The organism is Lactobacillus jensenii DSM 20557, from assembly GCF_001436455.1.
GTDB classification, from domain to species: domain Bacteria; phylum Bacillota; class Bacilli; order Lactobacillales; family Lactobacillaceae; genus Lactobacillus; species Lactobacillus jensenii.
The window spans coordinates 1-13559 of the sequence record NZ_AYYU01000030.1; the positions used below are offsets into that span (position 1 = coordinate 1).

13 protein-coding genes and 1 pseudogene are annotated in these 13559 nt (G+C 34.7%); 8 read left to right on the forward strand and 6 right to left on the reverse strand.

Features of this window, described 5'->3' with window-relative positions; genetic code table 11:
* The first annotated feature begins 94 nt into the window (after positions 1–94).
* Positions 95–1406, forward strand: a pseudogene (locus FC45_RS06755) (MATE family efflux transporter).
* Positions 1407–1440: 34 nt separating this feature from the next.
* On the opposite strand, the gene FC45_RS06760 reads toward FC45_RS06755, so the two are convergent.
* Together FC45_RS06760 and FC45_RS06765 are read right to left on the reverse strand one after the other, a co-directional pair.
* Complete coding sequence (locus FC45_RS06760; protein WP_057706485.1) at positions 1441–1785, reverse strand: PH domain-containing protein; 345 nt, start codon at positions 1783–1785, stop codon at positions 1441–1443.
* Between the two features lie 10 nt (positions 1786–1795).
* Positions 1796–2197: a TetR/AcrR family transcriptional regulator gene (locus FC45_RS06765; RefSeq protein WP_236694518.1), complete on the reverse strand. Its 402-nt coding sequence runs from the start codon at positions 2195–2197 to the stop codon at positions 1796–1798.
* Positions 2198–2304: 107 nt separating this feature from the next.
* Between FC45_RS06765 and FC45_RS06770 the strand changes: the two genes are divergently transcribed.
* The 3 genes from FC45_RS06770 (at position 2305) to FC45_RS06780 (ending at position 4001) form a co-directional block, all read left to right on the forward strand.
* A complete protein-coding gene (locus tag FC45_RS06770; protein ID WP_006585112.1) occupies positions 2305–2715 on the forward strand; it encodes a helix-turn-helix domain-containing protein in 411 nt (136 codons plus the stop codon).
* Between the two features lie 128 nt (positions 2716–2843).
* Positions 2844–3260 (forward strand): helix-turn-helix domain-containing protein, encoded by a 417-nt coding sequence (locus FC45_RS06775; protein WP_006585110.1) that lies wholly within the window; start codon positions 2844–2846, stop codon positions 3258–3260.
* A 156-nt stretch (positions 3261–3416) separates the two neighbouring features.
* Positions 3417–4001, forward strand: a complete 585-nt coding sequence (locus FC45_RS06780; protein WP_006588039.1) for a nitroreductase family protein — start codon at positions 3417–3419, stop codon at positions 3999–4001.
* A gap of 63 nt (positions 4002–4064) precedes the next feature.
* Here the strand turns inward: FC45_RS06780 and FC45_RS06785 are convergent, their stop codons facing one another.
* On the reverse strand, positions 4065–5456 hold the full coding sequence (locus FC45_RS06785) for an FAD-binding oxidoreductase (protein WP_006585109.1): 1392 nt from the start codon (positions 5454–5456) through the stop codon (positions 4065–4067).
* 119 nt (positions 5457–5575) lie between these two features.
* Between FC45_RS06785 and FC45_RS06790 the strand changes: the two genes are divergently transcribed.
* The 4 genes from FC45_RS06790 to glyA all read left to right on the forward strand — a co-directional run bounded on the left by FC45_RS06790 (position 5576) and on the right by glyA (position 11317).
* The gene (locus FC45_RS06790; RefSeq protein ID WP_006588722.1) at positions 5576–8095 is read left to right on the forward strand and encodes an excinuclease ABC subunit UvrA; all 2520 of its coding nucleotides are present in this window, start codon (positions 5576–5578) and stop codon (positions 8093–8095) included.
* Positions 8096–8173: 78 nt separating this feature from the next.
* Positions 8174–8659 (forward strand): PH domain-containing protein, encoded by a 486-nt coding sequence (locus FC45_RS06795; protein ID WP_006585105.1) that lies wholly within the window; start codon positions 8174–8176, stop codon positions 8657–8659.
* Positions 8652–10028: a PH domain-containing protein gene (locus FC45_RS06800; protein ID WP_006588041.1), complete on the forward strand. Its 1377-nt coding sequence runs from the start codon at positions 8652–8654 to the stop codon at positions 10026–10028. The genes FC45_RS06795 and FC45_RS06800 overlap by 8 nt, the downstream gene beginning before the upstream one ends.
* 53 nt (positions 10029–10081) lie before the next feature.
* A complete protein-coding gene (gene glyA, locus FC45_RS06805) occupies positions 10082–11317 on the forward strand; it encodes a serine hydroxymethyltransferase (protein WP_006585103.1) in 1236 nt (411 codons plus the stop codon).
* A gap of 14 nt (positions 11318–11331) precedes the next feature.
* On the opposite strand, the gene FC45_RS06810 is transcribed toward glyA, so the two are convergent.
* From FC45_RS06810 to FC45_RS06820, 3 genes are read right to left on the reverse strand one after another with little or no spacing between them, the layout of a single operon-like run.
* Positions 11332–11982 (reverse strand): VTT domain-containing protein, encoded by a 651-nt coding sequence (locus tag FC45_RS06810; protein WP_006585102.1) that lies wholly within the window; start codon positions 11980–11982, stop codon positions 11332–11334.
* A gap of 2 nt (positions 11983–11984) precedes the next feature.
* A complete protein-coding gene (locus FC45_RS06815; protein WP_006585101.1) occupies positions 11985–12497 on the reverse strand; it encodes a phosphatidylglycerophosphatase A family protein in 513 nt (170 codons plus the stop codon).
* A 10-nt stretch (positions 12498–12507) separates the two neighbouring features.
* Complete coding sequence (locus tag FC45_RS06820) at positions 12508–13440, reverse strand: NAD(P)/FAD-dependent oxidoreductase (RefSeq protein WP_034535652.1); 933 nt, start codon at positions 13438–13440, stop codon at positions 12508–12510.
* Between the last annotated feature and the right edge of the window lie 119 nt (positions 13441–13559).

Sequence of the window (13559 nt, forward strand, 5' to 3'; positions counted from 1 at the left end):
AAACTATCAACAGGAAAAATTATAGAACCATTAAAATCTTGTCACTAAATTTAGGTATTTATCCTTATATAGTAATATCAGACTGGAGGGAGTTATGAACGAATTATTTGCAAAAGTACCTATTAGACAAGTCTATTTTAAGTTAGCATTTCCAGTCGTTTTAGGTATGATTACGACAATGGTTTATAACTTAGCTGATACTATATTTGTTGCTAAAACAGGAGATACTAATTTAGTTGCTGCAGTGACTATTAGTACACCGTTAATTAACTTTTTAATTGCATTTTCTGATATTTGGGGACTTGGTGGCAGTAGCGTGATTTCTCGTTTATTTGGTGAGAAAAAATATGAAAAAGCAAAGCGAGTAAGTAGTTTTTCAATTTATGCTGGAATTATTGTTAGCTTTATTTTGACAATAATCTTACTAGTCTTTGAAAAACAAATTCTATGGCTCTTTGGTGCTCGTACAAGTACTTATGCTGATGCAGCGGAATTTTATCGGGTATTTGCAATTGGTGCAGTTTTTATCATGTGTTCTTTAATTCCGCAGAATTTACTCAGAAGAGAAGGTTAAGCATTAGAAGATATGATTGGCTCAATCTCAGGGACTGTGTTTGCGATTATCTTTGATCCAATCTTTTTGTTTGCTTTTAAGCTAGGTTCAGCTGGAGTAGCAACTGCTAATTTGATTGGTTTCATCGTAACGGATACCGTTTTGTTTTATTACATGATTAAACGAGCAAAATTTATTAATGCTAAGCTGAAATTCATTAAAGTTGAACAGCGCTTATTTAATAAAGTAATTGCCCAAGCTCAGTTAACCAGTTTGCTAATACTTTTGGTATGGCTCTGCTTAACAGTACTTTGGCAGCTTACGGCGCTAAAGAAGTTGCAGCTATGGGAATTACTCAAAAGATTTATAGTATTGTAATTTTGGCAATTGTTGGCTTTACTTTTGGGTCGCAACCGCTAATTGGCTATAACTACGGAACTAAGAACTGGAAGCGATTGAGAGAAGCGTTACATTTTGAAATTTTGGTTCAAGTAGTCTATGCAGTAGTTTCAGCGCTCATTTTAATTATTTTTGCTCATACAATTGTTGGATTATTCATGAATGATGCTGCAATTGTTAATTCAGGTAGTTATATGTTATTTGCTACTTTGATTACTACTCCTTTGGCTGGAGTAATTATGGTTTATACGACTGTTTTCCAGTCAATTGGTAATGCCTGGGGAGCTTTGATTATGTCGCTTGCACGTCAGGGCGTTGTCTATTTTGCTGCGATGCTGCTTTTAGAGCACATTTTAGGTTTATCTGGGCGCAAGTTGCATCTGATGTAATTACAGTCATCATCGGATATATTATTTTTACTAAGAGTTTAGATTTAAAAGATAAATTAGGCTAATAAAAACGGCACTTCGTTTGAAGTGCCGTTTTTGTTATAAGTTGTTAATTTTATCGACCCATTCATGAGGATTATCAACTGATAAAACCAAACGATTGTAGTTTTCGTCTTTTAGCTGAATAACTATGATATTCTCACCTTTTTTAGCGTTGTAAAAGATTGTATCGCTGTTGCTTTTGAATGTGCCGACATAGTAGCCAAAAGCTGCAGTACCAGGTAAGCGTAACCCTTTTTTATCAAAAATTATTCCATTGTCTAGCGTTGCACCGACAATATGATTTAAAGGGATAGTTAGTTTATTTTTGAGGGTCCAAAATTTATCTAAACCTTGGGGTGCAACTATTAAATCGGAATTCTTAATTGTTAGTTTGTTTCGCATTTATATTACCTCACTTTATATTGGCTACTGCTAGTAACTGACTACCTAAAATTTGTTCTAATTCGTTACTTGGAAAACTCTGACACCATTCCTGAATAAGGGTGTGGATTTCTTTATCTCTTCTGCTTAGTTCGAGCATCGCTATGAGCATTAAATGTATTGTTTTTTCACCATCCTTAACTTGATCTAAATTATTCTGTAAAGCTGCTAGAAACATGCCACGTTTACTGCCGAATTCAGAATATAGACTTCCTCTTAATAAACCAGTTGCTTTGACTAGGTCATCAAGTGAAGCTGCTTCATAGCCATATTGTAGGAAAACAGAAGTTATCGCCCTTATGACTTCTGTTGAGTTAAATTTCTTTTTCCATCCCATACTAGTATTATACTTTATTTTTGACTGAATAGTCAAAAATAAACATGCAACTGATAGGTGCAGAGAAAGTGTGTTAAGTGCTAGCTTGCAATTAGTAGGTGCGATAGAATTTAACTGGTATTTTTAACGAAGGAGAATAGAATATGAATAATCTAAATGAAAGGCTTAAGACATTACGTGAGAGTAGCAATTTGTCTCAAGAAGATGTTGCAAATAAGCTCAAAATATCACGCCAATCTATTTCAAAATGGGAACTTGGTGATGCGGTACCTGATATAGGTAAGTTAATGGAACTAAGTAAGATTTATAATGTTAGTTTAGACTACTTGGTTGGGAGAGATTCATCAGAAAAAGTAAAAAATACAAAAGAAGCTCTGCGTAAAAAGCGGAATGCATCACAAATTATTTTGTGGTCACTTTGTTTAGCTATTGTTTGTCTACTTATTATGTTTTTAGAAGATGGTCGAGCAGCAGTATTATTCTTGTTTGCCACACCTGTATCTGCATGGATTCAATATCACTATCTACAAGAATTATCGAAGTTGCCAAAATAAGTAAACTAGTGGTTATTTCCTGGGAAATAGTAAAAGCAACTGAAAGTGGCGTGAATGTATACCATAATTGGTGGTGTGCAACTGATGTGCGCAATATAATTTAGATATTAAATGACGGAGGAAGAATCATGGATCAAATTAATGAGCGTCTTAAAGAGATGCGACTTAATGCTGGTATGTCCCAGGAAGAACTTGCTAGCAAACTAAATGTGTCACGTCAATCAGTATCTAAATGGGAAACTGGTGATTCATTACCAGACATTCTAAAGTTAAAGCAATTAAGCAAGCTTTATGATGTTTCTATTGATTATATTGTAGGCAATACTGAATTTGATAGGAAAGAAGATACGCAAAAAACAAGTGAACAAGCTGTATTAAAAAAGCAAAAAGCTAAGCGTGCTTTAAAGGGTGTTTTGTGGGGAACGGCTTGTATGCTTGCTGCATTTGGAATGGAAGTTTTAAAGCAGGATGGTTGGGTGATTGCTATTTTTGCTGCTGTACCTATGCATTTTTTAATTAACTATTATGTTGATAATAAAGAATAAAGAAACTCAATTTTGAGTTTCTTTTTCTTTGCGTTATAACATTAAGTAGAAATGACTTAGATAGGAGAAATAATATGATCTCAAAGTCGGACCTAATAAAAGCAATTGATTTAAGACACACTGTTCGTAGATATAAGCCAGTAGAAATTGATCCTAATGTTCAAACGTTTATTTTTAGAAAGAATTGATAAACTGAACAGTAGCCATAATTTGACTATGAAGGTAGTATTTGATGATAATTCATCCTTATCACTTCTTGGTAAATTTATTTTAAGTCAAAATGCTCAAAACTTTATTGTGCTAGCTGGAAGTGATAGTCAGCAAGAAGGATTAGGATATTGTGCAGCCAACTTGATGTTATTTTTGCAAAGTATTGGCTTGAACAGCTGGTTTGTAGGTGGAACTTATAATCGCAAAAGATTAGAAAGTAAATATCATGAAAATGTCTATGGAGTAGTTGTTTTTGGATATGGAATAGATGATGGAAAGAATCATAAAAGTAAAAGCTTCACTCAAGTTAGTCAGAGTGATAATGAGAATAACTGGTTTAAACAAGGAGTAGAAGCTGCTTTAAAAGCACCAACTGTTCTTAATAAGCAAAACTTTAAATTCTATTTAACTGATGGAGTGGTTAAGTTAGAAGTTAAGGAAAGTCCATATGCAAAATTGGAGCTAGGAATTTTGTCTTACTTTTTTGAACTTGCAAGTGGAATGAAAATAGATAATTACTATATAAAATGAAAAAAGCAAGTTATTTAATATGTTTCAAATTTAGAGTGCATATCAAATACTTGCTTTTTATAATTAATCAATTTTACGTTTAGGATTTAAAATTCCCATTGGATCAAAGAGATTCTTAATTTGGTGTTGAATGATGTCAACTGACTCACCTAATTCAACATGGTTCCATTTATTCTTAAGTAAGCCCACAGCATGTTCTCCTGAAATAGTTCCTTCAAGTTCGAGGGCCTTTTCAAACATTAACTTGATAACAGTTACTACTTCTTTAGGTGTCTCACTAACTGCTGTACTCCAAGTAATAGTTGGATGTAAGTTACCTTCTCCAGCATGTCCTGAAGTAAAAATCTCCAAATCATATTTCTGGCTCAATTCTTGAATATAATCAACCAATTCTGCCATTTTTGAAGTAGGTACAGCCATGTCTTCCATAACGGCGTTTCTACCTGTAAAAATAGCTGGAAGCATTGCTTGTCGTAACTCGATAATTTGCTTTTGTTTTGTTTCATCAGTAGTCAAAGTGACTTCGGAAGCTGAGAATTTAGCTAAGGTATTTTTGAGAATATCAATTTTTTCTTTAGTTATACCATCAATTTTGAAAATTAGAGCAGCATTACCATTATTTGAATAGTTGGTATTCTTAAACTTATCAATTGCTTTAAGAGTATTGATATCAAGTGCTTCAAGCATAACTGGATCTGAACCGGAACGGCGAATAGCACTAGTAGCCGTTGATAAAGTAGTCATATCTGGGAAGAATGCTAGTCCCATTGCACTTTCTCCAAGTGGTAATGGTAAGAGCTTAACAGTAGCTTCAACAATAATACCTAATGTACCTTCTGAGCCTATGAAAAGATGTGTTAGGTCATAGCCAAATGCTTGTTTAGTAGTTTTACCACCTACATTGATAATGTCACCATTTGCTAAAACAACTTTAAGACCTAATACATTGTCACGAGTAGAGCCATATTTGACACCACTTAAGCCACCAGCGTTTGTTGCAATATTACCACCAATTCCGGAATATGGTCGTGAAGCAGGATCTGGTGCGTAGAAATATCCTTCTTTTCTTGCGGCAGCATCAAGGTCTCCATTGACAACGCCAGGTTGTACTACTGCATATCCGTCAATTGTATTCAGTTCAATAATTTTATTCAACTTTGCAGTAGATAAAATTAGGGCATTATCACTTGCATCAGCTCCAATTACAGTACTGGTAAATTTATTTTGAGTTATTACTGGTAAGTGATATTTGCGCGCAATTGCTAAGGCGTTTTGTATATCGGCAGTTGAATGTGCCTCAATGAAAGCAAGAGCTAAGCCATGTTGGCCAGCTAGATTGTCACTGAATGATTGCTTTTTTAATGTTTCTTCATCTGTAAATAAGCTATCGTTATTAATTTTGCTTCTTAAATCTGATAAGATTTCTTCTTTTGTAAGTATAAGATTATTATACATTCCACTTACAAAAAGTAAATAAGAAACTTGCTTTTTGTAAGTATTTTTTTACTTATCAATGAAAAAATACTATTGTAATAAATAAATGGATTAAATTTAAAGGACTGAAATTAAGATTAATGATTGAAAAATCAAATTTTCCCCCAAAAAATATTGAAGTTCGAGGGGCAAGCATCAATAATTTGAAAAATATTGATATTGATATTCCCTTGCACAAGTTTGTCGCTATTACTGGTCCTTCTGGTGCTGGTAAAAGTTCACTTGCAATGGGGATTCTTTATGCGGAAGGTTCAAGACGCTATCTAGAAGCCTTATCAACTTATACTCGCAGACGAATTTCGCAAGCTAAAGAAACTGGTGTTAGAGAAGTGCGTCATATTCCTTCAGCTATTGCTTTAAGGCAAAGACCAACTGTTCCAAGTGAACGTTCAACTGTCGGGTCGATGAGTGAGATTCTTAGTGTAATTCGCTTAATCTTTTCACGTCTAGCTAGTCCAGTTTGTCCTAATGGGCATAAAATTGCCCCAAGCTTGGCAATTGCTAAGGCAATGGATGCGCCCGGAGATAAGATGGGGGAAATTACCTGTCCTACTTGTCAGGTAGAATTTATGGCAAAATCTGCAGAAGACTTTGCCTATAATTCAGGTGGTGCCTGCCCCAAGTGTCATGGAACTGGTAAAGTGCAAACTTTAGATCCAACTAAAATTATCCCCGATGACAACAAAACGATTAATGAAGGTGCAGTTGCTTCTTGGCGTTTACCTGGCCGCAACTTTATGAATACTATTGCCGCAACTTTAGGTGTGCGATTAGATGTACCATTTAAGGATTTGACCAATAAAGAAAAAGATATTGTTTTACACGGTGAAAAGAAAAAATACGCAGTTGATTTTCACACTTCAACTGGGCGAGTCTATAGCACCGATGGAACGCTATATGAGAATGCATATGAAGCGGTTTATGCATCCTTAAAGACTGCTAAGACAGAACGCAGTTTGACTAGAATCAATAAGTTTTTTAAGTTCTCAACTTGTCCGCTTTGTCACGGCAATCGTCTAAATCCTGAATTACTAAAGCAAACCGTTGCGGGAATGAATATAGCTGAAGTTTCTAATTTAACTTTGGCTGAGTTAGTTCATTTTGAATGTAAGACTATAAATTGGTTACCTGAAGAAATGAAAGGTATAGCTAAAGCTATCTTCAAAGACTTAGAGGATAACTTAACTCCGTTACTTGATTTGGGGTTAGACTATTTAACCTTAGCTCGAAACGGTAATACGTTATCAACGGGAGAACTACAAAGAATTCAATTAGCTCGAACTTTGCGAACAGAAACAACTGGCGTTTTGTATGTATTAGATGAACCAACAATTGGACTTCATCCAGACAATGTCTCAGGTTTATTAAAAATCTTCCGTAAGTTAATTGACCAGGGAAATTCATTAGTAGTTGTTGATCATGAAGTCAGTGTGATTGAAGCTGCTGATTGGGTGATTGAAATCGGTCCAGAAGCTGGGGAAATGGGTGGGCGCATTGTTGCAGAAGGAAGACCAGAAGATTTAGAAAACAATCCTAAGTCAATGATAGGGAAATATTTATCCGGTACTGCCAAAATTACTAGCCTAAAAAAGCAAGATATATCTCTAGCGCAATCAACGCAATTAAGGGTAAAGGACTACTTCAACTTGCATGATGTTGAAGTCGCAATTCCAGATGAGAAGTTAACAGCCGTAACTGGCTTTTCAGGTGCGGGTAAAACTAGTCTAATTTTAGACAGTTTAGTGCCAGCTATTAAAAATCCCCACGCTTTACCAGCGCAAGTAACGAAGTTAACGACTTCTATCAAGTCGGTTATAAGTGTTGATGCTAAGCCAGTTGGAAAGAACACGCGCTCATGTGTTGCTACCTATACTTCAATCATGGATAATTTGCGGCATTTATTTGCTAACTTACTTGAAGCAAAAGAACAAAAGCTGAAGATATCTGCATTTTCATATAATAATAAACAAGGAGCTTGTCCAACCTGCCAGGGGCTAGGCAAGATTTCACTTGATTTGCAGTATCTACCTGATATGGAACAAGTTTGCCCAACTTGTCAGGGACAGCGGTTTGCACCAGATATTTTAAAGATAAAATGGCATAATTATTCAATTGCTGAGCTTTTGAATCTTTCGGTGAATGAAGCAATTCCTGTTTTTTCTCATGAAAGTAAAATTTTACGTGAATTAACTTTATTGCAAGAAGTTGGATTAGGTTATTTGCACTTAGGAGAGAGCACCCCAGAATTGTCTGGTGGTGAAGCTCAGCGTCTGAAACTAATTAAGCATCTGCAAAAGTCCTGCAAGCATACTTTATTTGTGTTTGACGAACCAACAATTGGACTTCATCCAAGTGATATTCAAGTTTTGCTTAAAGTTTTACGCCGCTTGCAGAAAAAAGGTGCAACAATTGTCATCATTACTCATGATTTAGATATTATGACTAATTGTGATTATTTAATTGACCTAGGTCCTAAAGGCGGAAGTAATGGTGGACAAGTAATGGCAACTGGTAATCCTTTTGCCTTAGTTAAAAGTAATAATTCAAGTTTAACTCTGCAGTATTTACGCCAGCATTTATTGAAATATCATCTGGTTTAAGGAATAATATTATAAAATAATAACTCTACTTGCTATAATTTTAGTAAGTAGAGTTTTTTTGATGGGAGGCGAATGGAAATGGTAAATAAGTTACCAAAAGAAATAAAGAAAGCTTGGTTAGTGAAGAATATTCTTGATGCTTTGGGAACAATCGTTGGCTTTGGAATTATCTATTTTGTCTTAAAAATTTTTGTTGATAAAAACTGGCTACACCTTACTTTAATAGTCTGGACAGTATTGTTTGCCTTAGTTATCTTATTTGACTTGATTCAAATTCTTCTAATTCCGTATATCTATAATTTTTGGACTTACCAAATAACTGGTGAATTTGTGGAATTGCACAAGGGGTATATTTTTAGAAAACAAATTACCATTCCACTTGCGCGTCTGCAGACAGTTACCCTGGAAGCAGGGCCAATCTTACGCTGGCAGAATTTGACAGAGTTATATTTGCATACTGCTTCTTCAAGTGAAAAGATTTCGGGCTTAAGGCTAGAAGATGCTAAGAAGTTTAGAAAGCAGCTTTTAACTATTATTCAAAAAGCAGGTGATACACATGAATAAGCATTTATCACCACTAGCTCTTTTGTTTTTCTTAAAAGATCAAGTCAGTAGTAAAATTGGTCTTCTGCCTGCTATTCTTGTTGTTTGTGACTATCTAAATTTCTTAAAAGGGCAATATTTTATTCAAATTAGCTGCTTTGTAGTTCTAGTTTTATTAGCAGCTTTTGTTGAATATTTTAGTTTTACTTATGAATTTTTAGATAATGAATTGGTAATTCGTTCTGGTTTATTTAAAAAGAAGGAAAAACATATCCCTTATTCAAGAATCCAAACAATTCATACCAATCATCCTTTTTGGATAGAGCCGTTAAAATTAACTAAAGTTATCTTGGAAACAGCTAATCAAGATGATGATGGAATAGTAGTTTTACGAGTTATTAGTCAGGCAGAGCTTGAACGCTTACAAGCAACAATGCAAGTGGCGGAATCGGCAGTTGAAGATGAAGTAAAAGGCTACTTGATTAATAGTCGTGATTTAGCAATTTATACTTTAACTTCGCCTGGAATTATTGCTGGGATTGTGCTGGTTTTGGGGTTTTATGGGAAGCTAAGTGATTTTAATATTAAAATTGATTTTAGCTGGCCATTATTGCTGCTTGTTTTACTAGTAGGGATTGTTCTTTCTTTTTTAGCTACTTGGCAACGTTATTACAACTTTAACATCTATAATGAACAAAATCAGTTAAAGGCAAAGAGTGGTCTTTTTACTAAAACACAAATGACTTTGCCTGTTAAGAGAATTCAGGGAATCATTTTTGAAGCTACTTATTTTAGGTTCTTGACTAAGTTAGTTAGTATTCAAGCAATTGCCTCTTCAAAGGTAACTGGTGAAGAAGAAGGCAATATTAATCTGATTCCTGTAGTTGAAGCTAAGTATGCTGCAGATGCTTTACATGAGTTACTTCCTACTTGGCCAAGTGTAATTAAGAAACTTATTCCATTAGCTAAAAGTGGAAAGCGAGCTTTATTTGTTTATCGATTTAACTGCTGGTTTTGGATTAGTTTAGTAGTTAATTTGCTAGCTTATTTATATCTTGGGCAAGCCTTTATTTGGGTTGCTATTTTAAGTCTGGTAATCGGTTTGTATATTTTATTTACTAGCATAATTATTGGTAAGACTAGTGGAGTTAGCTTTGATGATAAATATTTATATCTTGGAACTAAACGCTATTTTAAAATTATCAAAGCAATATTACCGAGAGACAAGATTCAATATTTGAAGCTAAGTCAAAGTGTTTGGATGAAGCGGAAAAAGTTAATGCATATAGAACTTGAAGTAATGGATAAAAACTATGGCTACCAAATCCGAGTCCGTTATTTGCCAGAGCAAGTTGCTAAGAATGTACAAAAATGGTTTATGGAAAAATAAGTAGATAATGCTAAAATTAACTTGTTAGTTTTTTATTTAGGAGGGCTTGGCTCGTGAAATATGCAGAAAAAGATCCACAACTTTGGGATGCAATCGACAAAGAAGAAGACAGACAACAACATACAATTGAATTAATTGCTTCAGAAAATATTGTTTCAAAAGCAGTTGAAGAAGCACAAGGTTCAGTTTTAACTAATAAGTATGCTGAAGGGTATCCTGGCAAGCGTTACTATGGTGGTTGCCAATATATTGATGTTGCAGAACAATTAGCAATTGATCATGCAAAAGAGTTATTCGGTGCAGCTTATGCCAACGTACAACCTCACTCAGGCTCTCAAGCTAATGCGGCAGTTTATCAAGCATTACTTAAGCCAGGTGACAAGATTTTGGGCATGGGAATGGATGCCGGCGGACACTTAACTCACGGTGCCAAGGTTAACTTCTCAGGTAAAATGTACCAAACTTATGCTTATGGCTTAAATCCTGAAACAGAAGAACTTGATTATGATGCAATCCGTAAGCAAGCACTAGAAATTAAACCACAAATTATTGTGGCCGGAGCTTCTGCATATAGTCAGATTATTGACTGGGATAAGTTCAGAGCAATTGCTGATGAAGTGGGAGCTTACTTAATGGTTGATATGGCTCATATTGCTGGACTTGTTGCAACTGGTTATCATCCAAATCCTGTGCCAGTTGCTGACGTTGTAACTACAACTACCCACAAGACTTTAAGAGGTCCTCGTGGAGGGATGATTTTATCTCGCTCTGAAGAGTTAGGTAAAAAGTTTAATTCAGCTGTTTTCCCTGGTTCTCAAGGTGGCCCACTTGAACACGTTATTGCTGCTAAGGCCCAAGCATTTTATGAAGATTTGCAACCACAATACAAGACTTATATTGGTCAAGTAGTTAAAAATGCTAAGGCAATGGCCGCTGTCTTAAATGCTTCTGACACAATTAGAGTTGTAACTGGTGGAACAGCTAACCACTTATTAGTTTTAGATATTACCAAGACTGGCTTAACTGGAAAAGATGCTCAAAACTTACTTGATAGTGTCATGATTACTACTAATAAAGAAGCCATTCCAAATGATCCACGTTCACCATTTATTACTAGTGGTTTAAGAATTGGAACTCCGGCAATTACTAGTCGCGGATTTGATGAAGAAGATAGTAGAGAAGTAGCCCAACTTATTATTGAAACTCTAAATAATAGCAATGACCAAGCAGTTCTTTCCAAAGTAGCCGATAGCGTACAAAAACTGGTTGCTAAACATCCAGTTGAATAAACAAAAAAGGATTCCTAATGGAATCCTTTTTTTAATATGATTTTTTTCTTTAGAGCTACGATAGCAATTGGAACAACTGATACCAAAATGATTGCTATTACAATTAGTGAAAAGTGTGTCTTTACAATTGGCAAGTTACCAAAGAAGTAACCAATTATTGAAAATAACCCTGTCCACAAAATACCACCTAAGATATTATATGTTATGAAATGGCCGTAATGCATTTTACTACCACCAGAAATAAATGGGACAAAAGTTCTAATAAATGGGATAAAGCGTCCTATTACAATCGTAAGCGATCCATGTCGTTCAAAAAATTTCTCCGCGGCATATCGATTCTTTTCATTTATTAGCTTATTAAACCAAGCATGCTTAGATCCAGCTCTGGTTGACCAAGCTCCAACTTCATAGTTAGCGCTATCTCCTAAAATAGCAGCAATTACTACTGCTAAGTATACAAGCCAGATATCTAGTCCATATTTAGTATTTGCAGCCATTGCACTTGCTGCAAATATTAATGAATCACCTGGTAAAAATGGGAAAACAACCAATCCTGTTTCAATAAAAATGATTGCAAATAAAATTAAATAAGTATAATTGCCAAATTGATTGACGATATTTACTAAGTGATCGTCAATATGCAAAATAAATGAAATTAACCCCATAGTTAATCCTTTCTAGAATAAATACTGTCATCTTTTAAAGATGTTTGAGTATGAGCTAAACGACTGGCAGCAGCTGCAGCAACGGCTCCAACCAAATCATCAAGAAAAACATTGATTTTGCCAGTTGATTTATCATTTAACCATTTTAAAATACCAGGCTTTGTTTTATCAATATAGCCATAATTAGTAAAACCGATTGAACCGTAAAGATTAGTAATTGAAAAAGTTAAAACTTCATCACAACCATATAAAGGTTCATCATTTTCCATAATTGATTGTAAAGGTTCAGAAAGTTGCTTCTTTTCAGCAAGCTTATCTAATTCAATTCCGGTAATTATTGAATTTTGAACTTCTCTTTTTTGAAGAACTTTAGTAATACTTTCTTGCATTGCTTCGTGAGTAAGAGGATGGATATAATCTTTTTGCAAATAATAAACTAAGTCCTCAATATCTTTTAGCGTAACACCACGTTCGTTCAATAATTCAATTGTATGTTGGTAAAAGTGTTCTGTCATTATCTGTCACCTAAATACTTGTAGAATGGATAGTCAGCTGCTTATCAGGAAAGATTGTTTGCATAATTGAAGTAATAGCAATTTGCGCTTCACCGAAGCCGATTCCGATAATTGGAACGCGACCTTCGTAGCCTACACTGTCGCCTGCTGCAAAAATTCCCTTGACTGAAGTTTCCATCTTTCGATCTACTTTAATTAAGTCATTTTCTAACTCAATACCCCATTTTTTTATAAAACGGTTATTAGCTCGAAAACCATATGCAACTATTAGATTATCAAAAATAAATGAATTTGTTTCATCTGTGCCAACTTTCTTAAGAGATAATTCACATCTTCCAGAATTTTCAGTTAAGTCAGCAGGTAAGTATGGGGTCAAAACAGAAACTTTAGGATTTTTTTTAACCTTTTCAACATTACTTTCAAGCCCTCTAAATTGATTACGGCGATGTATTAATGAAACTTTTGCATATTGACTTAGTTCTAGTGCCCAATCAAGTGCGGAATCACCACCACCGAGTACGGCGACTTGTTTATCCTGATAGTCTTGTGGATTTTTTACAAAGTAAGAAATCTTACTTTCAATATTATCTGGAACTGCAAGAGGAAAAGCTTTCGGCTTAAAAGCACCATTACCTGTTGTTATAAGGATAGTTTTAGAGATTAAATCATCATTGATAATAAAATGAGAATTATCAAAAATAATATTTTCTACCTTATAATTACGATAGATGTCAGTGTCGTCACTCAAATTTGAACAAAGCTTTTCGGTTAATTCAAATGACTTGATATCTCTAAATACAGGGATATCCTGTATAACTTTATTAGGATAGAGGGCAGCTGGCTGGCCACCCAATTCTGGTAGAGATTCAAGTAGAGCAACTTTAAGCCCGTGTAAATGAGCAAAATAAGCAGAAAATAATCCAACTGGACCAGCGCCAACTATTGCTAAATCATACTCTTTGATAATAATTCCTCCTTAATACGGTTGTTTCATTAGAAACTCTACCATGAATAGAATATTTTTGCACCGAAAAAAACACTTGCCAAAAAGAAAATAATCCT

What these genes read in the sequence shown, in the direction of transcription:
- FC45_RS06785 (WP_006585109.1), bottom strand. Translation starts at nt 5,456, where the DNA reads ATGTATAATAATCTTATACTTACAAAAGAAGAAATCTTATCAGATTTA.
- FC45_RS06815 (WP_006585101.1), bottom strand. Translation starts at nt 12,497, where the DNA reads ATGACAGAACACTTTTACCAACATACAATTGAATTATTGAACGAACGT.
- FC45_RS06780 (WP_006588039.1), top strand. Translation starts at nt 3,417, where the DNA reads ATGTTCAAACGTTTATTTTTAGAAAGAATTGATAAACTGAACAGTAGC.
- FC45_RS06800 (WP_006588041.1), top strand. Translation starts at nt 8,652, where the DNA reads ATGAATAAGCATTTATCACCACTAGCTCTTTTGTTTTTCTTAAAAGAT.
- FC45_RS06810 (WP_006585102.1), bottom strand. Translation starts at nt 11,982, where the DNA reads ATGGGGTTAATTTCATTTATTTTGCATATTGACGATCACTTAGTAAAT.
- FC45_RS06760 (WP_057706485.1), bottom strand. Translation starts at nt 1,785, where the DNA reads ATGCGAAACAAACTAACAATTAAGAATTCCGATTTAATAGTTGCACCC.
- FC45_RS06770 (WP_006585112.1), top strand. Translation starts at nt 2,305, where the DNA reads ATGAATAATCTAAATGAAAGGCTTAAGACATTACGTGAGAGTAGCAAT.
- FC45_RS06795 (WP_006585105.1), top strand. Translation starts at nt 8,174, where the DNA reads ATGGTAAATAAGTTACCAAAAGAAATAAAGAAAGCTTGGTTAGTGAAG.
- FC45_RS06775 (WP_006585110.1), top strand. Translation starts at nt 2,844, where the DNA reads ATGGATCAAATTAATGAGCGTCTTAAAGAGATGCGACTTAATGCTGGT.
- FC45_RS06790 (WP_006588722.1), top strand. Translation starts at nt 5,576, where the DNA reads ATGATTGAAAAATCAAATTTTCCCCCAAAAAATATTGAAGTTCGAGGG.